Annotated in this window: 23 protein-coding genes and 1 other annotated feature; of the genes, 6 read left to right on the forward strand and 17 right to left on the reverse strand. The window is 44.8% G+C overall.

All coding sequences use genetic code 11. The annotated features are described in order from the left end of the window. Positions 1-65 precede the first annotated feature (65 nt). Complete coding sequence (gene mgtE, locus BBI11_RS10740) at positions 66-1,436, reverse strand: magnesium transporter (RefSeq protein ID WP_068463147.1); 1,371 nt, start codon at positions 1,434-1,436, stop codon at positions 66-68. Positions 1,437-1,524: 88 nt separating this feature from the next. Here mgtE and prpE point away from each other — a divergent pair, with 88 nt between their 5' ends. Then, positions 1,525-2,262, forward strand: coding sequence for a bis(5'-nucleosyl)-tetraphosphatase PrpE (prpE, locus tag BBI11_RS10745; protein ID WP_068463149.1), 738 nt, complete (start codon positions 1,525-1,527; stop codon positions 2,260-2,262). Here prpE and BBI11_RS10750 read toward each other — a convergent pair. From BBI11_RS10750 to yjbM, 3 genes are read right to left on the reverse strand one after another with little or no spacing between them, the layout of a single operon-like run. Then, positions 2,253-3,134, reverse strand: a complete 882-nt coding sequence (locus BBI11_RS10750) for an RluA family pseudouridine synthase (protein ID WP_156889060.1) — start codon at positions 3,132-3,134, stop codon at positions 2,253-2,255. The genes prpE and BBI11_RS10750 overlap by 10 nt on opposite strands. Positions 3,135-3,138: 4 nt before the next feature. Further along, positions 3,139-3,948: an NAD kinase gene (locus BBI11_RS10755; RefSeq protein WP_068463152.1), complete on the reverse strand. Its 810-nt coding sequence runs from the start codon at positions 3,946-3,948 to the stop codon at positions 3,139-3,141. Further along, positions 3,945-4,622 carry a GTP diphosphokinase gene (gene yjbM / locus BBI11_RS10760; RefSeq protein WP_068463154.1) on the reverse strand — a complete coding sequence of 226 codons (678 nt, stop codon included), beginning with the start codon at positions 4,620-4,622 and terminating at the stop codon, positions 3,945-3,947. The genes BBI11_RS10755 and yjbM overlap by 4 nt, the downstream gene beginning before the upstream one ends. 274 nt (positions 4,623-4,896) lie before the next feature. Between yjbM and BBI11_RS10765 the strand changes: the two genes are divergently transcribed. From BBI11_RS10765 to BBI11_RS10775, 3 genes are all read left to right on the forward strand, one after another. Further along, on the forward strand, positions 4,897-5,466 hold the full coding sequence (locus tag BBI11_RS10765; protein ID WP_068463163.1) for a CYTH domain-containing protein: 570 nt from the start codon (positions 4,897-4,899) through the stop codon (positions 5,464-5,466). 96 nt (positions 5,467-5,562) lie between these two features. Beyond that, positions 5,563-5,961, forward strand: a complete 399-nt coding sequence (locus tag BBI11_RS10770) for a globin domain-containing protein (RefSeq protein ID WP_068463165.1) — start codon at positions 5,563-5,565, stop codon at positions 5,959-5,961. Then, positions 5,958-6,755: a ClpXP adapter SpxH family protein gene (locus BBI11_RS10775; protein WP_068463167.1), complete on the forward strand. Its 798-nt coding sequence runs from the start codon at positions 5,958-5,960 to the stop codon at positions 6,753-6,755. The genes BBI11_RS10770 and BBI11_RS10775 overlap by 4 nt, the downstream gene beginning before the upstream one ends. A 744-nt stretch (positions 6,756-7,499) precedes the next feature. Here the strand turns inward: BBI11_RS10775 and pepF are convergent. The 10 genes from pepF to BBI11_RS10825 form a co-directional block, all read right to left on the reverse strand. Further along, positions 7,500-9,311, reverse strand: a complete 1,812-nt coding sequence (gene pepF, locus BBI11_RS10780) for an oligoendopeptidase F (RefSeq protein ID WP_068463169.1) — start codon at positions 9,309-9,311, stop codon at positions 7,500-7,502. Positions 9,312-9,363: 52 nt separating this feature from the next. Continuing rightward, positions 9,364-10,452, reverse strand: a complete 1,089-nt coding sequence (locus tag BBI11_RS10785; protein WP_068463171.1) for a competence protein CoiA — start codon at positions 10,450-10,452, stop codon at positions 9,364-9,366. 114 nt (positions 10,453-10,566) lie between these two features. Then, positions 10,567-11,223: an adaptor protein MecA gene (gene mecA / locus BBI11_RS10790; RefSeq protein ID WP_068463173.1), complete on the reverse strand. Its 657-nt coding sequence runs from the start codon at positions 11,221-11,223 to the stop codon at positions 10,567-10,569. A gap of 295 nt (positions 11,224-11,518) precedes the next feature. Then, the gene (spxA, locus tag BBI11_RS10795; protein WP_008429739.1) at positions 11,519-11,914 is read right to left on the reverse strand and encodes a transcriptional regulator SpxA; all 396 of its coding nucleotides are present in this window, start codon (positions 11,912-11,914) and stop codon (positions 11,519-11,521) included. A 401-nt stretch (positions 11,915-12,315) separates the two neighbouring features. Then, positions 12,316-13,521, reverse strand: coding sequence for a putative glycoside hydrolase (locus BBI11_RS10800; RefSeq protein WP_068463174.1), 1,206 nt, complete (start codon positions 13,519-13,521; stop codon positions 12,316-12,318). 168 nt (positions 13,522-13,689) lie between these two features. Further along, positions 13,690-14,631, reverse strand: coding sequence for an ABC transporter ATP-binding protein (locus BBI11_RS10805; protein WP_068463176.1), 942 nt, complete (start codon positions 14,629-14,631; stop codon positions 13,690-13,692). Next, on the reverse strand, positions 14,631-15,686 hold the full coding sequence (locus BBI11_RS10810) for an ABC transporter ATP-binding protein (RefSeq protein ID WP_068463183.1): 1,056 nt from the start codon (positions 15,684-15,686) through the stop codon (positions 14,631-14,633). Before BBI11_RS10810 ends, BBI11_RS10805 begins: the two co-directional genes overlap by 1 nt. Positions 15,687-15,701: 15 nt before the next feature. After that, entirely contained in the window at positions 15,702-16,721 is a 1,020-nt protein-coding gene (opp3C, locus tag BBI11_RS10815) for an oligopeptide ABC transporter permease (RefSeq protein WP_068463185.1), read from the reverse strand. Beyond that, positions 16,721-17,656: an oligopeptide ABC transporter permease gene (gene opp3b / locus BBI11_RS10820; protein ID WP_068463186.1), complete on the reverse strand. Its 936-nt coding sequence runs from the start codon at positions 17,654-17,656 to the stop codon at positions 16,721-16,723. Before opp3b ends, opp3C begins: the two co-directional genes overlap by 1 nt. 184 nt (positions 17,657-17,840) lie before the next feature. Next, a complete protein-coding gene (locus BBI11_RS10825; RefSeq protein ID WP_068463190.1) occupies positions 17,841-19,553 on the reverse strand; it encodes a peptide ABC transporter substrate-binding protein in 1,713 nt (570 codons plus the stop codon). A gap of 243 nt (positions 19,554-19,796) precedes the next feature. Between BBI11_RS10825 and BBI11_RS10830 the strand changes: the two genes are divergently transcribed. Together BBI11_RS10830 and trpS are read left to right on the forward strand one after the other, a co-directional pair. Then, positions 19,797-20,138, forward strand: coding sequence for a DUF3899 domain-containing protein (locus tag BBI11_RS10830; RefSeq protein WP_068463192.1), 342 nt, complete (start codon positions 19,797-19,799; stop codon positions 20,136-20,138). 50 nt (positions 20,139-20,188) lie between these two features. Then, positions 20,189-20,401: a binding site (T-box leader), on the forward strand. Positions 20,402-20,468: 67 nt separating this feature from the next. Then, on the forward strand, positions 20,469-21,461 hold the full coding sequence (gene trpS, locus BBI11_RS10835; RefSeq protein ID WP_068463194.1) for a tryptophan--tRNA ligase: 993 nt from the start codon (positions 20,469-20,471) through the stop codon (positions 21,459-21,461). A 61-nt stretch (positions 21,462-21,522) separates the two neighbouring features. Here the strand turns inward: trpS and opp4C are convergent, their stop codons facing one another. The 3 genes from opp4C to opp4A all read right to left on the reverse strand — a co-directional run bounded on the left by opp4C (position 21,523) and on the right by opp4A (position 25,279). Then, complete coding sequence (opp4C, locus tag BBI11_RS10840; RefSeq protein ID WP_068463196.1) at positions 21,523-22,440, reverse strand: oligopeptide ABC transporter permease; 918 nt, start codon at positions 22,438-22,440, stop codon at positions 21,523-21,525. A gap of 15 nt (positions 22,441-22,455) precedes the next feature. Then, entirely contained in the window at positions 22,456-23,421 is a 966-nt protein-coding gene (gene opp4B, locus BBI11_RS10845; protein WP_068463198.1) for an oligopeptide ABC transporter permease, read from the reverse strand. Positions 23,422-23,569: 148 nt separating this feature from the next. Continuing rightward, positions 23,570-25,279, reverse strand: a complete 1,710-nt coding sequence (opp4A, locus tag BBI11_RS10850; RefSeq protein ID WP_068463200.1) for an oligopeptide ABC transporter substrate-binding protein — start codon at positions 25,277-25,279, stop codon at positions 23,570-23,572. Positions 25,280-25,286: the final 7 nt, after the last annotated feature.

Raw genomic sequence — 25,286 nt, forward strand, 5'->3', positions numbered from 1 at the left:
ATTACCTCATAAAAAAAGAAAGTGCAATTGCACTTTCTAAAATCTTTCTTCATTTTACTCATTGCCTATAGATTCGTTAGAAAAGTCGTCGCTAAACCTAAATAAATGAGAATGGAAATGATATCGTTCAACGTGGTGATAAATGGGCCGGATGCCACGGCAGGGTCGATTTTCATGCGGTGAATCAATAAGGGAATAAACGAACCAGCTAGCGTCGCGACAAAAATTGAACTTGCCACTGCTGTGCCGACCAGCATCCCAATCACCAACTCCGATTTCCAAAAATAAACGAGCCCCACGACCACAACACCGCAGATGACGCCTGTAATCAGGCCAGTCCCCGCTTCGCGGAACAATAGCTTCATCTTACTTTCTTCCTCGATGTCCCCTGTCGCAATACCACGCACAGCCACAGCGAGCGCTTGCGTACCGCTATTCCCAGCCATGCCGGCAATCAGCGGGATGAACACAGCAAGCAGCGCCACTTGATCGAGCGTCGCTTCGAACATGCCCATCAAGTTTGCAGTTATCATACCGAGAAATGTCAGCAAGATAAGCCACGGCAAGCGTTTTTTCGCAGCTGTCAATGGCCCCCTGTCAAAGGTATCCATGTCGGAGACGGCGGCTAGTTTAGAGTAGTCATCGGACGCCTCTTCATCCAACACGTCGATGATATCATCGACCGTAATGATGCCGAGCAGGTGATCCTGGAAATCGACGACCGGCAGTGCGAGAAAGTCGTAGTCCTTGATCATGCGCGCGACTTCTTCCTGATCTTCGCTCACTTGGACGCTGACGACCCGGTCATTCATGATGGACCCAATTAACGTGTCTTCATCAGCTACGATTAAATCACGCAAGGTCACAATACCGGATAATTTACGGTCTTCGTCGATGACAAAGACATAGTAAATGGTTTCGGCATTCGGCGCGGCATTGCGCAGGATATTCATGGCAGAACGCACAGTTGAGTTTTTCGGGATGGCGACAAACTCTGTCGTCATGATCGATCCCGCCGTATACTCTTCGTAATGCAGCAAGTCCTTGATTTGCTGCGCGGAATCCTTATCCATAATCGTCAAATAGCTGGCGACTTGATCTTTGTTTAATTCATTCAGTACGTCAACCGCATCATCTGTGTACATATAGGACAAGATGTCTGATGCATAGCGCGTATCCATTTCTTTAAACAAATCTTCGTATTCGTCGTCATCTACTTCAATAGCTTCAAAAATATCCGCCATTTCTTTCGGAGAGAGATACTGATAGAGCAATTGCCTCGTTTCGCCTTCCGCTTTTTCGTAAAAGCTTGCCTGGTCGTATGGATGGTGGGATAAAAACTCTTCTCGGAATGCTTCCACATCCCCTTGCTGCAGCAGTTCATGCATCAATTCTTCGTTTAGTTCTTCATCACGGATCTTCGTTTCTTCCATCATGTATACTCCCTCCTTTCAATCGTTTCAGTTTTTTCCTTTTTATGCGGTACACTAAAATCAGCCATTAGCAGTTAGGAGCTGAAGAATTATGAATGTTGATGTGATTGGTGATGTCCATGGCTGTTTTGATGAGCTGATCGAATTAATCGAACAGCTCGGCTACCGATTCGAAAATGGCCTTCCTGTGCATCCGGATGGCCGTTGTCTTGCATTTGTCGGCGATGCGATGGACCGTGGCCCAAAATCCCTCGCCGTCTTGCAGCTATTGTTCGATATGCAAGATGCAGGCATCTTGCATTATTCCCCCGGCAATCATTGCAATAAACTCTATCGTTTTTTCAAGGGCAATCCTGTCGAGCTCTTGCACGGACTGGAAATGACCGTAGCCGAATGGCGCCTGCTTGAAAAAGGCGCCCAACAACAATTCAAAAAACGATTTATCCGTTTTTATGAAAAGCTTCCTTTATATCTTCAACTGCGTGATGATTTGATCGTCGTGCACGCCGGGTTGCGCCAGGATATGATTGGAGAAGCACTGAGCCGCCGCATCATTACGTTTGCCTTGTATGGCGAAATCACCGGAAGGTACCATTCCGATGGCCGTCCGGTTCGCGGCAACTGGGCGAAAAGCTATAAAGGAACGCCGTGGATTGTTTATGGACATACCCCAGTCGAAACTCCTTATTTCAAAAACAACAGCGTCAATATCGACACGGGTTGCGTATTTGGCGGAGCTTTGACTGCTTTACGCTTTCCTGAAATGGAGATTTGCCAAGTGACGTCAAAACAGGATTACCAGCCAGACCGCTTTCATCTTTATGACTGAAGCAATGCACGCATATCCTTTGCGAGGGCAGATGAAAAGGCTAACCGCTCTCCGGAAACGGGATGGTCGAGTTGCAATTCGGTGCAATGCAAGGCTTGCCTTGAAATCAACTTGCGCTCACCACTGTACAAATCATCACCAAGTAACGGATGCCCAACATGTGCTAAATGAACGCGTATTTGGTGAGTCCTGCCAGTATTCAGTTTCAAGCGGACATGGCTAATACCTGCCATCGACTGAATCAATTCCATTTCAGTTTCTGCAAACTTGCCATCTTCCCTTACTTCACGTTCGATGATGCTCGTGCCTTTTCGGCCGATTGGCGCAGTGATTAATGCCTTCTGGGAAGCAACCTCGCCGTGAACAAATGCTTCATAACGACGATTCATGCGCTTTTCCTGTTGCTGCACAGACAATAAATGATGGATATGACGGTTTTTCGCAATGCACACCAGTCCTGAAGTATCTTTATCCAGTCGCGTTGCGATGTGCAGCGTCGATGGAATGCCGTGGCGCTCGAAATGTCCAGCGACCACATTTGCGAGACTGCCATAGGGCTGCTCGCGCGATGGGATCGTGTTTTGCCCAGGCGGCTTCTCAACGATTAATAATGCATCGTCTTCATAGACGATGGCAAGTGGGCCTGCTTCCGCTGTCAGTCCTTTACCTTGAATTTCTTTCGGAAAAATAACGGTTACAGCATCCCCAGCTTCAAGCGGATGCCTAACCGTCACTTCTGATCCATTGACCAGCAAATGGCCCCCGCCATATTTCACAGAAGCCAAGGTTCTTTTAGAAATTCCATAATGCTGAAGCGCCTCTCGAAGCAGACCTTGCTTTGTTGCCGTAAATTCAACTTGAAATGCTTTCATGTGCTCAGTCCTCCGACAATTCACTGTCAATAAAGGAGTCATGAACACGGCGCCAGAACGGGAATGCACGGAAGCGGGCAAAGCGTACTTTTTCTTTTGCCACGCGGTATTCAATCGATTCAACGTCTTTATGAAGCAATTGAAGGTGATCAACAGTTACCATGAAGTCTGGCGCTTTTACCGGTAGCAAGGTGCAGCGATGATGCGATGGCAAGACTAACGGAGAACCGACAGTCCGAAACACCCGGTTATTAATCGAAGCCATTTCGGTTAATTGCATCGCCGGCAAGGATGGATGGATGATCGCTCCGCCGAGTGCTTTATTGTACGCCGTGCTCCCTGAGGGCGTTGACATACACAGACCATCTCCGCGGAAACGTTCAAAATGGCTGTCGTTTAAGAAAACGTCCATGACAAGCGTTACATCTGGGGATTTGACAGTCGATTCATTCAAGGCCAAATACGTGGAAGATTCCTGTTCGTTCCGGTAATGCACCGTCACTTCCAACAAGGGGTACTCAATGACTTCGAATTCTTTTTTGGCAATGGCCAATACGAGTTTCTCGATTTCAATCGGCTTCCAGTCTGCATAAAACCCGAGATGGCCTGTATGGATTCCGACGAATGCGACAGTATCCAAACGATCGCTATATTTATGGAAGGCGTGGAGTAAAGTGCCATCTCCACCGATCGACAAGACGATTTGCGGAAATTCTTCATTCCATTCCATTCCGAAATCCTCTAGATATTCACGTGCCTCTCCCATCAATCGATTGGATAACTCATCACTTCTCGATATGATATAAAATTTCATGAATCCTTTCGACCTCCTTCTGCATCCGCCGGAAATCTGGTTCCGGGAGATTCTTTGTATTCGCTGAAATAGGCTTGCGCTTCCTGGATTTCGTCCCGGATCTGCGTCATTTCCTCATCAAGCTGGAATGCGGCTTCCGCTGCGCGTTGCAGACGAAGCTTGATTTCTTCGGGAAACACACCTTTGTATTTATAGTTCAAAGAATGCTCAATCGATGCCCAAAAATTCATCGCCAAGGTGCGGATTTGAATTTCCGCAAGGATCAACTGCTCACCATCAATTGTTTGCACGGGATATTCCACGATGACATGATACGACCGATAGCCGCTTTGCTTTTCATGTGAAATATAATCTTTTTCCTCAACGATCCGCAAATCGTTGCGTTGGCGCAATAGCTCCACAACAGTTTCGATATCCCCTACAAATTGGCACATCATCCTCAAACCGGCTATATCCTGTAAATTACGCGCTAATTCTTCCGACGGTTCAAACAACAGCCCCTTTTCCAAGGTTTTATCATAAATGCTCGCCAACGGCTTCACACGGCCGGTAACGAACTCAATCGGTGAATTCGTGTTATTCGTTTCAAATTGTTTACGCATTCCTTTGAATTTTACTTTCATCTCGTCGACCGCTTGTTTATACGGTGCCAAAAAACGATTCCATTGCCCCATGTCTGGCCCTCCTTACTGCTTTGCTTACTCTTTCTATCTTTTAAGCCCAGCACAGGGCTGTTTCTTCATACCGCTATTTTACCACAGCAAGGCTCTACGTTGCAGATTGCATCCAACTATCCGATAATGAAATTAATGGCAAAGCCAGCAGCTATGGGCAAAGGCGTATGTCTTGGGCTGGCTGCCGGTTAATCCCCCTGCTAGTGCGATCTTCCTTGCTTTTTATAAAGACCAAGCAAGTGGCATGACAGAGCAGGGATTATGAGGTGAACAGATGACAAAAGAACTCGAAATCGAATTCAAGAACATGCTGACGAAAGAAGAATACAACTTATTACTGGCGGAGTTACAAGAAGTACCGATCAGCCAGACCAACCATTATTTCGACACAGCCGATTTCCAACTACGCGACCAAAAAGCGGCCCTTCGGCTTCGCAGCATCGGCAACCGATTTGAGTGCACGCTTAAAACACCGGCCGCTTCAGGCAATTATGAGACAACCGATGCGTTAAGCCAAGAACAAGCCTCAGCTGTTTTGGATCACAATCAATTTGACGCGCCGGAAGTTACAGCTGAACTCGAGCGGCTAGGGGTCTCCTCCTCTGACTTATCGCTCATCGGATCACTGACGACCCACCGTGTAGAAGTCGAGTACAAGGGCGGGTTGCTTGTGCTCGATCACTCAGAATATTTGGGACTAGAAGATTACGAGCTGGAATATGAAGTAACGGACGAAGCCGCTGGAAAACATTCTTTCATGTCCTTACTGGAAGAAAAACAGATCCCCATCCGTCCTTCAGATAAGAAAATCGCACGTTTTATGAAGGCTGCTTCAAAGCGCTAAAAGACGCCTACACGTGTTAAGGCATGCGATTTGTTTGAGATATTTACCATGCGTTGATAGAATGGTTTTACAGCAAACACAAAGGGGACAAGACTGATGACTGGAAAACCGCTTATTCCGTACGACCAAATCGGTGCGGAAACTTTATCAAATCTGGTGGACGCTTTTTATTCTCGCGTCTCAGCACATCCGCAGCTTGCACCCATTTTCCCTGATGATTTAACCGAGACCGCAAGAAAACAAAAACAGTTTTTGACACAATACTTGGGCGGCCCAAATATTTATTCAGCCGAACACGGGCATCCCCGTCTAAAAGCACGTCATCATCCATTCCCAATTACTCCAGACCGCGCTCAAGCCTGGCTGGAGTGCATGAGTGAAGCAATGGATGAAGTCGGGCTCAGCGGCCAATTCCGCGAGACGTTTTTCAATCGTCTCGTTTTGACCGCACACCATATGGTGAATGATTACGACAGTGAGGAGGAGTTGGAGTGAGCAATCTGGATCTGGCAGAGGATATCCGCGAACACCAAGTTTCCTGCAAACCAATGGAATTATACGTGTTCATGGATCCAATGAATCCCGCATGCTGGGAACTTCAATCGATCATCCGCAAAATGCAAATCGAATACGGCCATTATTTTTCCATGCGAATGATTTTGAGCACGCAATTGTCTACCTTGAATATGAGTATAAAAAATGCCGAAATGGATGGCGATGAGCTTGAACATCCCGCCCTTCCATCTGTCGCCATCAAAGCGGCTGAATTGCAGGGCAAACGGGCAGGCAATCGTTTCCTATACAAACTACAAGAACATCTCTTTTTACAATCGAGAAACGTTACCTCCTATGATGTATTGCTTGAAATCGCTGAGGAAGCGGAACTGGACCAAGACGAGTTCAAAGATGATTTCCATTCAGTTCATAGCGCTAAAGCATTCCAATGCGATCTTCGGATCACTAGGGAGATGGAAGTTTCTGAAGTACCAAGCATCGTTTTTTTTAATGAATGCATCGAAGACGAAGGCGTCAAAGTTTCTGGCCTTTATTCATACGACGTCTATCTGACCATCCTACAGGAAATGCTAGGGAAAGACCGGCTCAACCGGCAATCCCCGCCTTCTCTCGATGACCTATTCGTTAAGTACCCAACGATGGCTACTCATGAAGTCGCGAGTATTTACAATATCAGCGAACAAACGGCTGAACGCGAACTGAAAAAACAAGTGCTGCAACAGAAACTAGAACGCATCCCCCTGCAGGATGAAACATTATGGAAAGTAAAATAAGCTAAGCTCCTTTTGGGAGCTTAGCTTATTTTTCAGGCTGTCGAGAAAGGTGAAAAGTCGTATTTTCCGAAGCTTATCGCTCGCTTTCCGTGGGCTCGCGCCCAAGCCTCCTCAGCCGCTACGCGCCTTCCGGGGTCTCGGTCGTCTCGCTTTACCACTGGAGTCGAGCGAACGCTTCTCCAAATACTTAGAGAGGTCATTGACTGTTGAAGAAAGCAAAAGACGCTATTTTTTTATAGTTGAGAGCAAACCATAGACTTCTTCAACACTCTGTAAAATAAGCTAAGCCCCTTTTGGGAGCTTAGCTTATTTTTTTCTGTAACTATAGCGAAAGGCGCCTTCCACGTCCGGAAGGCGCCTTTCTTATCTTACACAAAGGGGATGGGAGAAATGTTCACGCTCAAACAAAGGGGTGTATGTTTGTATGTGATTAATTTCACAACTTAATAATATCACGCCATAATAGTTAAAGCAATAAATCACAAACTCTTTCACAAATCTGTCATAATAGCAAGCGCTTCCATATTTTAATTGCACTCAATAATTATATTAAAATAATTTATAGCCATCAGAAATCGAGATAAATTCGCTTCATTCAAAGGATCGTACCATTTTGAAATAATAATCCGTAAATTACTTCGAATGTTAATGTGATGGCTCCTCAGGCTTCATCATTGTCCTCTTCTCCAGAAGCTAAAAAACCTCTGCAAGAGGCTGTCTCTGCAGAGGTTGTATGGAATGTTTCTATAGATTTTTTCTAAGCAAAGTTTCCAACTCATCAAGCTTTTGACCAAAAACTTTACAAGCTTCTTCGACTGGTTCCGGCGAGGCCATATCGACGCCCGCTTTTTTCAAGACTTCAATCGGATAATCAGAGCTGCCGGCTTTCAAGAACTCGTTAATATAACGTTCAACCGCAGGCTCTCCTTCCTCCAAAATCTTCTTGCTCAAGGCAGTAGCTGCACTAAAGCCCGTTGCATATTGGAAAACATAATAATTGTAGTAGAAATGAGGAATACGCGCCCATTCCAGGCCAATCTCCTCGTCTACTGCCATATCTTCACCGAAATATTTTTTATTTAACTCATAATAGACTTCCGTCAATCGATCAGCTGTCAAAGCTTCACCATCTTGGTCCATCTGGTGGATCGCGTGCTCGAATTCAGCAAACATCGTTTGGCGGAATACTGTCCCACGGAATCCATCTAGCCAGTGATTGAGCAAATAAATACGCTCCTGCTCATCTTCAGTAGTATTGACCAAGTGCTCGTTCAATAAAGCCTCATTTGTTGTCGAGGCAACTTCTGCCACGAAAATAGAGTAATCACCATAAACGAATGGCTGATTCTCTCTCGTGTAATGACTGTGGACGCTATGGCCAAATTCGTGCGCCAAAGTGAAGAGGTTGTCTACATTGTCTTGCCAATTCATCAAAATATACGGGTTGGTTCCATATGCTCCTGAAGAATAAGCACCGCTGCGCTTGCCTTTGTTTTCTTTGACGTCTACCCAGCGATTATCGATGCCGGACTTAACGATGCCCACATAGTCTTCACCAAGCGCGTTCAGGCCATCCAGCATCATGCCGGTCGCCTTGTTATAGGGAATTTCCATTTTGACTTCTTTAACGAGCGGTGTGTACATATCATACATATGGACTTGGTCGACTCCAAGCACTTCTTTACGCAAGGCAACATAACGCTGCAATAGATGCAGGTTGTTGTTGACGGTCTCGACCAATTGATCATACACGGCTTCTGGAATATGATCATCTGACAACGCCGCTTGACGTGCTGATGAATAATTACGGATTCTCGCCTGGACATTATCCCGTTTCACATTGCCCGATAAAGTAGAAGCAAATGTATTGCGGAATTTTCCATATGTCGCATAGACTGCTTTAAATGCGTCTTCGCGCACGCGACGATCTTTGCTTTCCATAAAGCGAATATAATTGCCATGCGTAATCTGTACTTTTTCGCCGTCTTCATTTTCGATTTCCGGAAATTCCAAATCAGCGTTATTGAGCATACCAAAGGTTTCAGAAGATGCTCCAACGACTTCAGACATTTGTGCAAGCAAGGCTTCCTGTTCTGCTTTCAAGACATGCGGACGCATTGTATTCAGTTCTTCAAGCGCATGTTGGTAAAGCTTCAAACCTTTGTGTTCGTCTACGTAACGAACTAGCTCCGCTTCATCCAAAGACAAGATTTCAGGGGTCATATAAGATAAACCTGCGGCTGTTTTAGCAAATAAAGATTTAATGCGGCTGTCCATTGCTTGATAAGTCGAGTTTGTCGTGTCCTGGTCATAACGCATATGTGAGTACGCGTACAATTTACGTAAACGCTCAGACAGTTCATCTTTATAGCTCAGTGCAGCATATAAGGCATCTGGCCCTTCAGATAATGTGCCTTCGTATTGTCCAGCTTTCTCAGCTAAAATCGAAACGGCTTTAAATTCTTCTTCCCATTGTGAATCAGTCGCAAAAATATCCTCCAAGCGCCAAGTCAGTTCTGCAGGCACTTGATCTCTCGTCATTAATTTTTCCGTCATTTGGCTGCCTCCTCTATCCCTTGTTTAGGGAAACGAATTACATCTCATTTTCTCAATTTTCCCACGTTTTTGCAAGCAGATGATAGGAAATATCCACCATTTTTGAAAAACCAACATATCGTCCATTTCTATAGATAGTTTCATATGCCAAAAGCACCTTAATAAGGGAATGCTTATCCACCGCTGGAGACGCAAGTTTTACTAGCCCATCAGTTAATAAAGTTTCTACAGGTTTTCCTGATTCAATCATCAGAGCCGCTTTCATTTGCCAAATGACAGGATGCTCTAAAAACAAATGACCGCCGGCAAACGGCAGGCCAAAAATCTCTGGAATCGCTTCCCTTTCGAGCTGAAGTTCATAGCTTAAACGCCAAAAGGAATTTCTCATGCGATTCTTTGCAAATAATTGAGAACGGAAAAACTTATTGTTTTCTATGCGCATAAGAGACATGGCTTGTGCATACTCTGACGGAGTCACCATTTTCGGGACGGCAAACGGGAAACTTTGCGCATCCATCGGCAATACGGATGCCTTGCCGATCCATCTATTTCCTTGTATATAAAAAAGATTGGAGTAATAAAAAAAGAGGGAAAGCTGAGGATTAAAATGCAGAAGATGAGGATGAAGTGATGCCCCTCGAAGCATTGCTCTTTCAAAAGGGCGGATATGAAAAATAGTCATTCCTGGAGCTATTAGCTTTTCTATGCCGCGGATCCATATAGCTTGAAATCCTGACTTTGTGTATCCTTGGCTACGCTTTAGTACTTGCTCGATAGGCAATGTGCTGCACTGAAATTCGATTGCTGAGTTTTTGACCAGCAAGTCAGGACGCTGCTTGATTGAGACTAAATATTTTTCGACATGAGCTGGAATGCCTTTTTCACGAAAAAAAGAAGATAACTTGAACTTACCTAGCAAGTGTAGCTGTGTTTCCGGTTCACCACCTGGCCTACAGGAGTATTGTTGGCGATGAGCGAAATGGGGGATTTTCCTTGTGCCGACCTTTAAGACGACAGGAGCTTTGCACGCAGGACAAACAAAGGTGCCGTTCTGTCGAAGCTCAATTAGTTGTTCTCGTGTATGATGTGCTTGGACTGTAAATAATTGACCATTATTGAGTGCTGTCAGTATAAAAATCACCCTCCTTTTCTTCAGTTTACGTGGAAGAGCCGGCGAGCGCAATATTCAAAAATCCATGACTAAAAATCGATGATATTGGTAAGAACATAAAAAAACCTCCTAGAAAGGAGGTTTTTATCCGAAATAATGAAGTACGTTTGGCAACGCATCTTTTTTGAAAATCGGCTTTCCATATTCTTCAAGACGGTGGATAGTCATTGGAGTTTGCTGCAAGTATTCCGTAATGACGCTCAATTGATCTTTGATGTCTTTTTCAGAATGCAGGATTTCGTCGAACTTGACATGCATATAGTAATTGCCGTCAAAGTGGTACAATGCCGTATCGACTGGCATGTACATTAGACGCTTCGCAATTGGAAGCAATTCTTCCACTTCGGAGAGAACAAATGAGTACTCGAGTTTCTTCGAATCACCTTCGTCATAAACTGGTTCGAATTCGTCGAACTCCTGCGAGCCAGCTTCTTCTCCAGAAAACATCTTGCGGCGCTCTTCTATATCATCTGGCAAATCTAGTTTTTGCCCGTCTTTCGTCAATTGTGCACGAGTGACAGTGACTTCCAATCCTTTGTCCATGGCTTGTACTTGAATCCACAGCGGCCCTTCCATAACGAAATCGGCTTCTTCATTGACTTCATCCATCATTTCCCAGAAAAGCTCTTCGCTTTTGTCTCTGTTAAACCAAATTTCGTCACGGCTAAACCCTCGCTCTTCAACATCAAGATAGGAAATGTAAAATTTCACTGTGTTGTCGTTAATGCGTTCTATTTCCATTTTACACCTCTCCTTTTCGGATCGGATTAAGAGGAAGCTCCTCAAAAGCCGTGATTTATTACTACCTTCATTATACCTTTCCTGAAGGCTTAAAAACATTTTTCTGCCTATAGGCGGCACGAGAAGATAATTAACTTAGAGTTTAATCGAATCGACAGACTTTTGCAACTAATCAAGATGCCGGGCGTTTCATGCCTCGAACTTTCATGTCGAGTAGACGATGAAGATAAAGAAAAGCTGTCCCGTGACCCCTTATGAAAAACCATAAAGTCCGGACAGCTTTTTCCCCTTATTCTTAGTTGACCATGCGCTGAGCTTCCAGCAATTGATATGCGCGCACTTTACGTGGCAGGAATCGGCGAATTTCATCTTCGTTATAACCAACTTGTAGGCGTTTTTCATCCATAATAATCGGGCGTCTCAATAAGCCGGGATGTTCCTGGATTAGTTCATAGAGACGTTGCAACGGCAAACTCTCTACATCTACATTCAGTTTTTGGAAGATCTTCGAACGAGTCGAGATGATTTCATCCGTCCCGTCTTCTGTCATACGCAAAATTTCTTTAATTTCACTAATAGTCAAAGGTTCGGAGAAGATATTGCGTTCTGTATATGGAATATCATGTTCCTCCAGCCACGCTTTCGCTTTACGGCAAGACGTACAGCTTGGAGAAGTGAATAAAGTAACCATCATAATGGAGCACTTCCTTTCGGATTCATAGGTGTTAAGGGAATACATTCTTAAATTAGAATCACTATCGTTTAGAAGCTCTACAATCATTATACAACATTGGGCTTCAGTAATATATAGCAGACAGCAAGAATTTTAAAAAAACATTGATTCTGTCACAGTCTTGCTACATTTCTAAGAGTTTGTAAAACTTATACAATAGAAATTTACCCGTTTCTTTTATCAATTAAACTTCAATAAGAAAAAATTATTCTCATTTACCAAACTGTCTTGAAAATAACTCTTCTATTATATAGTACGTCTCAACACTTGAAAGGTTTCATTTTGATCCCCTCTTTAAGTGAATTTTAAAAATCGAAATGCCCCTGACAGTCGCTTTACTGACAGCAGGGGCATTTCGATTATTCAGGTGTATAGTCTACTCCCGGCGAGTAGCTATTGCCGGCATTCCATAGCAGAAATTCGTCGATTCCTTGTTCATTCAAGGCCCGGATTTGGGCTTCCACTTCTGACTTGCCATAGCGTTTATAATTTCCACTGCCTAAATAGCTTGCAGTAAAATCCTGCAACCACGGTCGTGATGTAGGAGCTTCCTCTAATTTAGACAATACCTTATTTTCCACTTTGGCGTATTCGGCGACTAAGTTATAGGGTTCTAAATCTGGTTTTGCAATACCAAAATAAGAAGTCCAATGACTTGGATAGATCATCGAAGAAATTACATCGACGTTCTCTGAAATTTTTGAGAAGTTCTGGCCAATTCCAGGAGCCTCAGGCAATGTCGCAGCGTAGCCGAAGATATCCACCGATACTTCTACATCATAGGGCTGGAGTTTTTCTTTTGCGTAGGCGACAAAATCTGTGACCGCTTCCACGCGGCGCTGCACAGGGTCGAGATTGGACTCCGCATAGTCGCCCATTGAATAATCGAGTTCTTCCCCAAGTCGTTCAAAGCCTTCAGGGAAACGTACATAGTCGAACTGAATTTCTTTAAATCCAAGTTTCGCAGCTTCTATGGCTACTTCTACATTATAGTCCCAAACTTCCTGCATAAATGGATTGACGAACGCTTCGCCACGGCGATTTTCCCAGACTTGTCCGCCTGAAGTAAAGGACAGCTCAGGATGCTGTTGAGCAAGCTGCGAGTCCTTAAAGACCACCACACGGGCAATTGGGTAAATCTGTTCCTCTTCCATTTGCTTAAGCACCGCGTGAGGATCTTTGATCAATGATGTACCGATGCCTTTTTCCGCTAGTGGAGAATCTTCTTCTGGCATGTATGTTAAATGCCCCATGTCCTCCTTGACATCAATGACCATAGCATTTAAATCCGTATTGCCGACAAGATCGACTAGCGAAGCAAATCGCTCCCCCCCGGCCGAGTTCCCGGTGACGAATATCCCTCTGACTGCATCAGGATAATCGAAAGTCAATCCCGAATCGAACCGGAAACGCTCGGATGTCCCGAGTAAGACCGAGTCGATTTTAACAGCTTCATATGCACGGGTTGAAAAGTCTTCTGTTTCGATTTCAGCTGCCTGAACAGCAGTGGCACTACCTAGTAAAAATACGGATGCAGCAAGCCATTTCAAGGATTTCACACAGATTCACACACCTTTTTCGCTTTTCTTCAGTCTACCATTTCTTCAGCTATTTGGCAGGGTAAATTAGTAAATTTAGAGAAACTTCGACATTTATATATAGAAATGCTTTAGTAAGCCTTCAATTCATTAAAAAAGCATGTGCCTTTTAAGGGACACATGCTTGTTAAACCATTATTTTTTTGTAGCCATACGCTCTTGTAATTCTGCAAATTCTTTTTCAGAACAGTCAACAAAATGGTTGGGTGCAACTTCACGCATTTTTACGTCTTCGCCATCTGTATAATTATGGACGGCCGGGTCGTATGCTTTACGCGTACGATTGCGCTCATAGTTCGGATCCGGAAGTGGAATGGCCGAAAGCAATGATTGCGTATAAGGGTGCATCGGATTTGCATACAACTCATCAGCTGGTGCCAATTCCACCAATTTCCCGAAATACATGACGCCAATACGGTCTGAAATGTATTTAACCATCGACAAATCATGCGCGATGAACAAATACGTCAAGCCTTTTTCTTCTTGCAATTCTTTCAGCAAGTTGACGACCTGCGCTTGGATCGAAACATCCAGTGCCGAAATGGGCTCATCGGCAATGATGAAGTCCGGATCGACTGCTAAAGCACGTGCGATGCCTAAACGCTGGCGCTGTCCGCCGGAGAACTCATGTGGATAACGGTTGGCGTGTTCTTTGTTCAAACCGACCGTCTCCAACAAGTCATAAACCATCTTTTTGCGTTCTGAGGAATCTTTCGCCAATCCGTGGATATCAATTCCTTCTGCAATAATATCCATGACTTTCATCCGCTGGTTTAATGAAGCGTATGGGTCTTGAAAAATCATTTGCATTTTGCGATTGAACTTTTTCAAGTCTTTCTTGTTTTTCTTGCCATGCACGCTCTCGCCTTCATAAAGGACTTGGCCATCCGTTGCATCATACAGACGAATAATCGAGCGGCCCGTTGTTGATTTTCCGCAACCGGACTCTCCAACAAGACCAAGCGTTTCCCCTTTATAAATGTCGAATGTAATGCCATCGACTGCTTTTACTTCGTTTGCTTTGCCAACATTGAAATGCTGCTTTAGATTCTTAATTTCAACTAATTTCTCAGCCATCAATTTGCGCTCCCTTCGTAATAGCGGCTACCAGGGAACTTTTTCATCCGTTCGATGACCATTTCAGGCGGTTCGACTGTTGGAGCTTCCGGGTGCAAAAGCCATGTAGCAGCCATATGTGTATCGCTGACTTTAAAGAACGGTGGTGGCTGTTCCATGTCAATCTTCATAGCGTATTCACTGCGCAGCGCAAATGCATCACCTTTTGGTGGATCCAATAGATCCGGCGGCGTGCCAGGAATCGCGTAAAGTTTGGCATCTTCTGCATCCATCGACGGCATCGAACTAAGAAGGCCCCATGTGTAAGGATGCTGCGGGTTATAGAATATTTCATCGACTGTGCCGATTTCTACAATTTTCCCGCCATACATAACGGCTACACGGTCTGCTACGTTCGCTACTACCCCAAGGTCATGCGTAATGAAAATAATCGACGTATCGATTTTCTTCTGCAAGTCTTTCATCAATTCCAGGATTTGCGCTTGGATTGTTACATCCAATGCAGTTGTCGGCTCATCGGCGATCAAGATTTGCGGATTGCACGCAAGCGCAATGGCAATAACGATCCGCTGGCGCTGTCCGCCTGAGAATTGGTGAGGGTATTGTTTCATGCGAAGCTCAGGTTTTGGCATGCCGACTAGACGTAATAAGTCGACTGCCAATTTCTTCGCTTCGTCTTTGCTGATTTTTTGGTGCTTCAAAATCGGTTCTGTAATCTGGCGTCCGATTGGCATTGTCGGGTTGAGTGATGTCATTGGATCCTGGAAAATCATCGAAATGTCTTTTCCGCGGATTTTCTGCATCTCTCTATCGCTCAACTTCGTCAAGTCACGTCCACCAAACAAAATTTCCCCATTTTTGAATTCTGCACTTTCTTCAGGCAGCAAACGCATGATCGATTTCGTTGTAACGGATTTACCAGAACCGGATTCACCTACGATTGCCAATGTTTCGCCTTTATATAAATCAAAGTTGACGCCTCGGATTGCTTTTACTTCTCCACCAAATGTGTTGAAGGAAAGTTCGAGGTCTTTTACTTGAAGTATCTTTTCCATCTAAGGCTTTCCTCCTTAATCTTTCATCTTCGGATCGAGCGCATCACGTAAACCGTCACCAATTAAGTTAAATGCAATCATAATCAAACTCAAGACTACAGCTGGGAACAAGAGGATGTGTGGCTGATACTGGATCAGTTTGTATCCATCATTGATCAAAGTACCAAGAGACGCATCCGGAGCTTGAAGCCCGAGTCCGATAAAGCTCAAGAACGCTTCGAAGAAAATAGCGCCTGGAATCGTGAACATCGTGTTGATGATGATAACGCCAAGGACGTTCGGCATCAAATGTTTCCAGATGATACGGGTGTCGCTTGCACCAAGCGTACGCGCTGCGAGAACAAACTCTTGACTCTTGTACTTAAGAACCTGACCACGCACTACCCGTGACATCCCGGTCCAACCAGTGATCGTCAAGGCAATGATGATTGCGAGTATCCCCGGATCCATGATGAGGATAAAGAGGATAACGACGACCAAGTTTGGAATACCAGTCAAAATCTCTACGATACGCTGCATGACATCATCTACGCGGCCTCCGAAATAACCGGAAATCCCGCCGTAAATGACACCAATCAACATATCAATCGCTGCTGCTACGAATGCGATGAATAAGGATACTTGCGTCCCTTTCCATACACGCGAGAACATGTCGCGGCCGAGGCCGTCCGTTCCGAACCAGTAATTTTGTTCGACACTTTTCATTTCATACAAATCGACTTCACGTCCGCCTAGTGTACCTACTCCATCCATGATCCCTAAGTTTTCGATTACCGGAATCTTAGGCGGCAAGTTGGCATGTGTAATCGTTTGGTCATTTGGTTCATAAGGGCTGATCACTGGTCCAAGAAAAGACATAAGGACAATCAAACCAAATAGAATCAAACTGATAATCGCGCCTTTGTTTTTCTTCAGGCTGCGCCAAGCATCCTGCCAAAAACTGACACTAGGTTTTGAAATTTTCTCTGCTTCTTGTGTATCCCTAGGGATGCGAGTAAATGCATCTTGAGGAAGTTTATCATAATTCTGTGTCATTAACTCTTACCTCCTGAAAGACGAATACGAGGATCGATGACGCCATACAAAATATCTACAACCAAAATGATAACGATCAAGAATACTGAGAAGAAAATAGTCGTACCCATGATGATCGAGAAGTCATTGACCATGATTGATTTTACAAATTGTTCACCGATTCCAGGAATTGCAAAAATCTGCTCAACTACGAGTGAACCTGTCAAAATGCTGACTGCCATTGGCCCAAGAACAGTGATCAATGGAATTAAAGCATTTCGGAATGCGTGTTTAAATGCAATTTCAGATCCGCTAGCCCCTTTGGCTTTTGCCAAAGTGATATAGTCAGAGCCTAGAACTTCAATCATCTCAGTACGGATAAATCGTGCAGCTGTCGCCAGCGGGAACATTGCCAATGCGATTGATGGCAACACGCTGGACATGAATCCATCTTTCCACAATGCCACTGGGAACAGATCCAATTTTAAACCGAGCCAATATTGTAGCATGGATGCAAAAACAAATGATGGAATGGATATACCGATAATCGCGACAATTGTACTTCCGTAATCCACCCATGTGTTTTGCCTGAGCGCCGCTACCATTCCGAACAGGATTCCGAGCACAGTTCCGAGGAGCATTCCCTGGAATCCGATCTGGGCTGACGGCCCCATGCGGCTTAAAATAACATCCGTTACGTTTGCGCCTTTGAATTGGTTAATCGAAATACCCAAATCACCTTGTAGCAAACCAAACATATAATCGAAATATTGAACAGGAAGGGGTTGGTCCAGTCCGTACCGTGCCTCTACGACTGCCCGTTGTTCAGGAGATAGCTTATCTGCGGAAGCAATTGGGGAACCTGGTAATATTTTCATCAAGAAAAATGTAAACGTGGCAATAAGCGCTAAGGTGATGAACATATAAATTAATCTTTTTCCAATATAGCGTGCCATGGTGCACCTCCAAAATAAAATCGCTCTATTATATCAAGCGTCAATCGACACTTGTATTTTTCTGATTAAGCAGAATATCGTTAATTTTCGGTGAATTTATCTACAGTAGAAAAGAGAGTATATCAATCCCTTGATATACTCTCTCTCTATTATGTTTTCCTAAAGTACATTCAGTTGGGAATAATTATTCCTTACCGGAAATATAAGCCCATTTGTAGCTGTAATCTCCACCGAATGGGTGTTTGACGATGTTGTTAACATATGGCTTTTGAAGGGACATGATACCGCGCTGATAGATCGGTGCGATAGCAGCGTCTTCTTCAACCAAGATTTTTTCAGCTTGAGCCATTGCTTCCCAGCGTCCTTCAGCATCCTGTGCCAATTCGCCTTTAGCTTGCTCTACCAAGTTATCAAACTCTTCGTTAGAGTAAGACATCAAGTTGTGAGAAGCGCCAGTTACGAATAGGTCGATGAATGTCATCGGATCCTGGAAGTCAGGGCCCCATCCAGAGTTTTGGATATCGTAGTCTTGTGCTTCATCAAGCTCAAGGCGTACGCCGAATGGTACAGCTTTCAAGTTAACTGTCAAACCTTCAAGGTTTGTTTCAAGTTGCTCTTTCAAGTAAGCATCCATTTTACCAGCAAGTTCAGAGTCGCCTCCAAGAAGTTCCATTGTCACTTCTGTTTCGCCGATTTCCTCTAGGCCTTTTTCCCAATAAGTTTTCGCTTCTTCAGCGTTGAATGGCAGCATGTCTCCGTTGATATCACGGAAGTCTTCGCCCGCTTCGTTGAAAGTGAAATCAGTTGGTACTAGGTAGTTAGCTGGAAGAGATCCGTTAGCTAGAACTACGTCTACTAGATCTTGTTTGTTGAAACCAGTAGCGATTGCTTTACGGATGTTTTCGTTAGCAAGTGGAGTTTCTTCTCCGTTACGCTCTTGGTTGAATTTCAAGTAGAACAAAGTCGGTTCAAGTTCTTTTACCACTTCTGGATCTTCAGCATATTGCATTGCGAATTCACCAGAAAGTCCGACACGGTCTTTTTCACCTGATTGGTAAAGGTTAACTGCTGTTGAAGTTTCTTTTACAACGTCAACGTTAACTGTTTCAAGTTGAACAGTTTCAGCATCCCAATACTCAGCGTTTTTCTCCATTGTCCAAGTCAGGCCAGTGCCATCCCAGTTCGTAAGAGTGAACGGTCCGTTGTATAGGATTGTTTCAGAGTTTGAAGCGTAGTCATCGCCTTGCTCAGTAACGAATTCTTCGTTCAATGGGTAGAATGTACCAAAAGCCATCAATGACATGAAGTAAGGAGTTGGGCGCTCAAGTTCTACAACAAGTGTTTTGTCGTCTTCAGCAGTGATTCCTAGTTCAGAAACTTCCATGTCCCCTTCAGATACTTCTTTAGCGTTTTTGATTGTTCCAGCCATCATGTATGGTCCGTAAGGTGAACCAGTGTCTGGGTCAATCGCGCGCTGCCAAGCATAGACGAAATCGTTAGCTGTGATCGGTGTACCGTCCGACCAGTTAGCATCACGCAGTTTGAAAGTGTAAGTCAAGCCATCTTCACTGATCTCAGGCTCGCCTTCAGCAAGTGCAGGTTCAGCAATGTTTTCTTGGTTCAAACGGAACAAACCTTCGTTTACGTTGTTAAGGATGTTGAATGCTACTGCATCCTCAGCAATCGAAGAATCCATTGATGGAATTTCTGCTCCTTCGATCAAGTTTAGTTCTTGTACAGAATCCGGCTCTCCGCCGTTGCCTTCTGCGCCTTCTGTACCTTCTGTGTCTGTGTTTTCCGTCCCAGTATCAGTGTCATCTCCGCCGCCGCAAGCAGCTAGGAAAGCACTAAGTACCAAAACCAGGCCAAGTAGCCATAAAATCTTGCTGTTTTTCACTGATTTTGCCCCCTTAAATTTTCTGAAAAATTGGTACATGATTAATTATACATAAATATTTATTGTTGTACAGCGTTTTTTTTGGAATATTTTACACTCTTCCCAGTAATCATGCTGTTAGGAAACCCATCAATAGGCTGAAAAGCGCGTCATGTAAGCGTTTTCTTTAAGATCGAAATTCGAATATTTTTTTGATTTTTTTTGCTATTTCTTCTACAATAAAGAGCGAATAGAGGTGCACTAATGAGAAAAATAATTATCGGAATCGCCGTTGTGCAGTTGCTAGTATTGCTGACAATGCTCTTCCGAAGCGAACCGTTTTCACTGTTGTCATACATTAATAACTCCTTTATTTACGGGGGTGTGCTTGTATTTTTCGGACTTTGGGTCTTCGTTGTCCAGACAGGAGTTTTCGACATCTTTACGATGAGCATGCGCAAATTTTTCAAAAGCAAATCCACCTTGGACGATGACGAAATGCGCCTGCCTTCAGAAGTGTTGGCTTTCTCCAGTTTCCCGCTACTAATTATTGGCGGCGTTACATTGCTAGCGATGGCGATTTCACTTGCAATTTATCAACAATAGAATTGCATATTGCAGCAACAATCTCTTTTGTATTATAATAAAATTAATACAAATGAGCGTTGACAAAGAGTAGTAGATGAAGTTTCTTCTATAAAAGAGAGCTTGTGGTTGGTGGAAACAAGCAGAAGCCTTCATTGAATGGACTTTCGAGCTAAAGCGGCGAAACAAGTAGCCGTTTTCGTGTTCTCCACGTTACGGAGACAAGAGGCCGCTTTGCGGCAAGCAGGGTGGTACCGCGGAACCGCACATCATTCGTCCCTTTAGTTCCAGGGACGAAGATGTGCTTTTTTATATCCATTTTTAGGATCACCACTCAGAGGAGGAATTTCATTGAAAAAAATATTTTCTGGCGTACAGCCAACCGGTACGGTCACACTTGGTAACTATATCGGAGCCTTTAAGCAGTTCACGGATCTGCAGGAAGAATACGATTGCATCTTTTGCATCGTCGACCAACATGCCATTACCATGCCGCAAGACCGTCTCGAATTAAGAAAGAGCATTAAATCGCTAGCTGCCTTGTATCTTGCTGTCGGCATCGACCCGGAGAAAGTGACGCTGTTTATCCAATCCGAAGTTCCAGCACACGCTCAGGCTGGCTGGATGCTGCAATGCGTATCGACTATCGGCGAACTCGAACGCATGACGCAGTTTAAAGACAAATCAGCAAAGGCCGCTTCGATCTCTGCCGGCCTCCTTACCTACCCGCCTTTAATGGCTGCTGATATTCTTTTGTATCAAACAGACATAGTCCCTGTCGGCGATGACCAAAAGCAACATATCGAATTAACACGTGATCTGGCGGAGCGGTTCAACAGAAAATACAACGACATCTTCACGATTCCGGATATCCGTATCCCAAAACATGGCGCACGCGTCATGTCCTTGCAGGATCCAACGAAAAAGATGAGCAAATCCGATTCAAACAAAAAATCAATCATTACGTTACTCGATGATTTAAAGACCATTGAAAAGAAAGTAAAGAGTGCTGTGACAGACTCAGAAGGAATCGTTAAATACGATCCGGAGAACAAACCGGGTGTCTCCAACCTGCTGTCAATTGAAGCTGCCTTGACGGGAGCTTCAATCGACGAACTTGTCGCTAAATACGAAGGCGGCGGCTACGGCGAGTTTAAAGCGGGTGTTGCCAAAGCAATTACCGACCACCTAGCACCGATTCAAGAACGCTATTATAAATTGCTTGACTCTGATGAACTCGATACGGTTCTCGACGAAGGCGCAGAAAAAGCCAATGTCATTGCCAACAAGACATTGAAAAAAATGGAGAACGCAATGGGTCTTGGCCGCAAACGCAAGCGTTAATACAAGAAAAAAGGATGAACAAGTGGAATGCCACTCGTTCATCCTTTTTATGTGGTTTCTGTTAGCGCAATGATTTCGGATTTAACGCATCTTTTAACCCTTCGCCGATAAAATTAATCGACAGGATCGTCAAGGTAATGATGATCGCTGGGGGCATCCAAATCCATGGCTTGCCTTGCAGCACGTCCGGCTCATTGGCAGACGACAGCATATTGCCCCAGCTCGGCGTCGCTTGTGGAACCCCAAAGCCAAGATAGCTGAGCGCCGATTCGATCACGATCATCGTCGCAAAAATCAGCGTCCCCTGAACGATGATCGTTGAAATGACGTTCGGCAGCAAATGCTTAGTAATGACTTTAAATGGAGAGCAGCCAATAGACAAGGCTGCAAGGATATACTCATTTTCTTTCTCTGCTAATACTTTACTCCGGACGAGACGGGCAACCCCGCCCCAGCTGAGCGCACCGATGACCATGATCAAGACCCATAAACCATCGACGATGCCGTAAAGGATAGTGTTCAAGACGATGACAAATACCAGGAATGGGAAATTCAACACGAAATCGGTAAAGCGCATCAAAATGCTATCGATCATGCCACCAAAAAATCCGGCCAATGCCCCGACTAACGTTCCGAGCACGATGACCATCAGTGTCGCACTAAAGCCAACGAGGAGTGAAATCCGCCCGCCGTAGAACAAGCGCGTCAAAACATCCCTGCCGCTTTTATCCGTACCCAATAGATGCTCGCTATTCGGCTCGATATTCATCGCTCCGATGTTCACTTTCGAGATATCAGGAAGCGGCGATAATACCGGTGCGAGAAACGGTGCTGACAGCGACATTAATGTCACCAGCACGATGAAACACGAGCTGATCATCGCCAATTTATTGCGGACAAACTTTCTTCTCGCTATTTGCCATGGAGATAAACTTCTTTCCGGCTTTTTTTGTTGAGCAATGGTAGTTGATGATGCCATTTTACTGCTTCCTCCTCAATCCAGGCGAATTCGTGGATCCACGACGCCGTATAGAATATCAGCCAATAAATTACCGAATAACGTAAGGAACGACAAAAGCATGGTCAAAGCCATCAAGGTCGGATAGTCACGGCTCGTCACTGACTCCAAGAACAATTGCCCGATTCCCGGGTATGTAAAAATCGTTTCTGTAATAATCGCTCCACCGATCAAGGCAGCAAAATCAAATCCAAGGAACGTCACCAAGGGAATGATGGAATTGCGCAGGATATGGACATTGTAAATCTTTTTCATCGGTGTCCCTTTCGCGCGTGCTGTACGGACAAAATCCTTGCGGGAGTTTTCAATGATGTCGTTGCGTAAAAATTGGGTATAGCTCGCTGTACTCATCGCTCCTAGCACAATTGCCGGCAACAATACGTGGTGCATGCGGCTCAAGTAGTATTCGAAGCTGCCCTCTTGTGCCAAAATATCGACAGAGCCGGCAAACGGGAACCAATTTAGCTGGAAGGCAAAAATATAAATCGCAAAAACGGCAGCGACGAACGATGGAATCGCAAGCATAATATAGTTGAATCCTGCGATGGCATTATCCCCTAACGTATATGGACGCCTTCCGGAATACATGCCCATGAGGAATGCCATGATATACGTAATAATGAGCGCCGTGATGCCGAGCAATAAAGTATTCGGTATTTTTTCCATTATCAAGTCGAATACCGGAATCTGAAAACGCGTGGATTTGCCAAACTCCCCCTGGACGAATCCACTGATCCAATTAACATATTGAACCGGCAATGGGTCATTATAGCCGAGCTTTTCACGCATTTCTGCTATGTATTGAGGGTCGGTATTGCGCGGATCGATTTCCCCGCTGAGCGAATCGCCCGGCATTAGTTTAGCGAGGCTGAAGACCACGATAGAAATTAAAATCAGCATCGGAATCATTCCAAGCAATCGTCTAATCGAATATTTAAGCATAGGTACTCTCCTTGTCTGGTAGGTTCTGGGCTATGCTCTTTTGCACGGGAAGGGGTATTTGGCAAAAACAGCCCTTCCCGTGCATAAGAGCTTCATATAAAGATTCAACGATGGGCGACACGCCCATCGTTGAAAGTTTGTGCTGAGTTTATTCGGTTACGAACCATTCAGCAGGGCTGTTTTGACCAGATACATCATATTCAACTCCACCGACACGTGTGTTCAATGCCTTGATTTCTTCAAGTTCCGCGATGTAGAGCATCGGGAGGTCTTCATTGACGATCTTCTGCCACTCTACATACAATTCTTTGCGTTTTTCCTGATCCGTGCCGACGATTTCGATATCAAGTGCATCGTCTAGCAATTGATCCGCTTCAGGATTGTTGTAGCGTGGGTAGTTCCACAGTTGATCTGCTTTCCATAGGCCAGATGGATCCGGGTCAGTGCCAGTTCCCCAGCCGCCAAAGAAGGTTTCAATGGAAGCATCGTCTTTTTCGACCATATCGTAGTAAAGATTGACTTCGACCATTTCCACTTCAGAACGCAGTCCGACTTCTTCGAAATACTGTGCAATTTGCTGGGCACGGGATTCGAAAGTCGGGTTGCCTGTTGCGTAGTGGGAGAATTTCACGATAAACTCATCGCCATTCGGGTCTTCACGGAATCCGTCGTCATTCGTATCGACGTATCCTGCGTCTTCCAGCATTTGTTTCGATTTTTCAGGATCGTATTCATATTGAATCAACTCGCTGTCATCCGCTGAATTCCAGTGGGAAGACGGTACCGGCTTGTTGACGACATCCGCATAGCCGAAGAAGAATGCATCCACCCATTCCTGGCGGTTCAATGCATACATCATCGCCTGGCGAAGCTCCTTGCTTTGGTATTTCGGAAGTTCTTCTGTGATCGTTTGGGATTCGTTATCGAATTTGCCAAGCTTGAATCCTACATAATAATACGTCAATCCAGGATACGTAACGATTTCCACGTTTTCCAAAGGCTCAACTTCAGGGCCGGATACCGGCTGAAGGGAGATCATGTCAATGTCGTTGTTCTGCAAAGCCCCGACAACAGAAGAGTTATCGATTACGCGCAGGACGATTTTATCCAAATTGACATCTCCGTTCCAGTATTCATCGAATTTCGAGAATTCGACGGACTCGCCAGGAACGATTTTATCGATTTTGAACGGCCCGATTCCGATTGGAGTCGAACGCACCCATTCCGAAGCCGACATTTCAGCGACCGGCACATCGCCGAGAACGGATTCAGGAAGCGGATATGCCCAAAGGTTGGTTAAGTTATTGACTCGCGCTTCGTCGAAAGTGATATTGATTTCGTAATCGCTGACCACTTCGATCCCTGAAATGGAATCGGCGTCGCCGCTGCGGTATGCTTCAGCGCCTTCGATTGTTTGAACATTTGCATAGCGGGGGCCGTCATAGTCAGGATCTGCGATGGTTTCTAGCGCAAACACCCAGTCGTTGACAGTCAATTCTTCGCCATTATGCCATTTCACGCCTTCTTCGAATGTGAAGTTGAAGACTTTGCTGTCCTCGGTTTCCCAAGAAGCGACGTTCGGTTCTGGCTCTAAGTTTTCGTTATAGCTGATTAACGCTTCATCGAATAGTTCAATGACTTCAAAATCAGTGGCAATGCCATAAAACGCGGAAGAGAACAAACCTTCCGGTGGTGCATCAAGACCGTAGACCAGCGTTCCGCCTTCTTGCGGCTCGCCATCAGAAGATCCCCCTTCTGAGCCTGACTCACTGGATCCATCGTCGCCGCCGCATGCCGCCAGAAACGCAGACAGGACAAGCACTAGCGCGAAAAGCCAGAGTAACGATTTTTTCTTCATCTCTTTT

This window comes from Planococcus maritimus, assembly GCF_001687625.2.
GTDB lineage: Bacteria > Bacillota > Bacilli > Bacillales_A > Planococcaceae > Planococcus > Planococcus maritimus.

Excerpts from the sequence above, each read along its gene's own strand:
- mgtE (WP_068463147.1), bottom strand. The coding sequence starts at position 1,436 with ATGATGGAAGAAACGAAGATCCGTGATGAAGAACTAAACGAAGAATTG.
- prpE (WP_068463149.1), top strand. The coding sequence starts at position 1,525 with ATGAATGTTGATGTGATTGGTGATGTCCATGGCTGTTTTGATGAGCTG.
- BBI11_RS10750 (WP_156889060.1), bottom strand. The coding sequence starts at position 3,134 with ATGAAAGCATTTCAAGTTGAATTTACGGCAACAAAGCAAGGTCTGCTT.
- BBI11_RS10755 (WP_068463152.1), bottom strand. The coding sequence starts at position 3,948 with ATGAAATTTTATATCATATCGAGAAGTGATGAGTTATCCAATCGATTG.
- yjbM (WP_068463154.1), bottom strand. The coding sequence starts at position 4,622 with ATGGGGCAATGGAATCGTTTTTTGGCACCGTATAAACAAGCGGTCGAC.
- BBI11_RS10765 (WP_068463163.1), top strand. The coding sequence starts at position 4,897 with ATGACAAAAGAACTCGAAATCGAATTCAAGAACATGCTGACGAAAGAA.
- BBI11_RS10770 (WP_068463165.1), top strand. The coding sequence starts at position 5,563 with ATGACTGGAAAACCGCTTATTCCGTACGACCAAATCGGTGCGGAAACT.
- pepF (WP_068463169.1), bottom strand. The coding sequence starts at position 9,311 with ATGACGGAAAAATTAATGACGAGAGATCAAGTGCCTGCAGAACTGACT.
- mecA (WP_068463173.1), bottom strand. The coding sequence starts at position 11,223 with ATGGAAATAGAACGCATTAACGACAACACAGTGAAATTTTACATTTCC.
- spxA (WP_008429739.1), bottom strand. The coding sequence starts at position 11,914 with ATGGTTACTTTATTCACTTCTCCAAGCTGTACGTCTTGCCGTAAAGCG.
- BBI11_RS10805 (WP_068463176.1), bottom strand. The coding sequence starts at position 14,631 with ATGGCTGAGAAATTAGTTGAAATTAAGAATCTAAAGCAGCATTTCAAT.
- BBI11_RS10810 (WP_068463183.1), bottom strand. The coding sequence starts at position 15,686 with ATGGAAAAGATACTTCAAGTAAAAGACCTCGAACTTTCCTTCAACACA.
- opp3C (WP_068463185.1), bottom strand. The coding sequence starts at position 16,721 with ATGACACAGAATTATGATAAACTTCCTCAAGATGCATTTACTCGCATC.
- opp3b (WP_068463186.1), bottom strand. The coding sequence starts at position 17,656 with ATGGCACGCTATATTGGAAAAAGATTAATTTATATGTTCATCACCTTA.
- BBI11_RS10830 (WP_068463192.1), top strand. The coding sequence starts at position 19,797 with ATGAGAAAAATAATTATCGGAATCGCCGTTGTGCAGTTGCTAGTATTG.
- opp4C (WP_068463196.1), bottom strand. The coding sequence starts at position 22,440 with ATGGCATCATCAACTACCATTGCTCAACAAAAAAAGCCGGAAAGAAGT.
- opp4B (WP_068463198.1), bottom strand. The coding sequence starts at position 23,421 with ATGCTTAAATATTCGATTAGACGATTGCTTGGAATGATTCCGATGCTG.
- opp4A (WP_068463200.1), bottom strand. The coding sequence starts at position 25,279 with ATGAAGAAAAAATCGTTACTCTGGCTTTTCGCGCTAGTGCTTGTCCTG.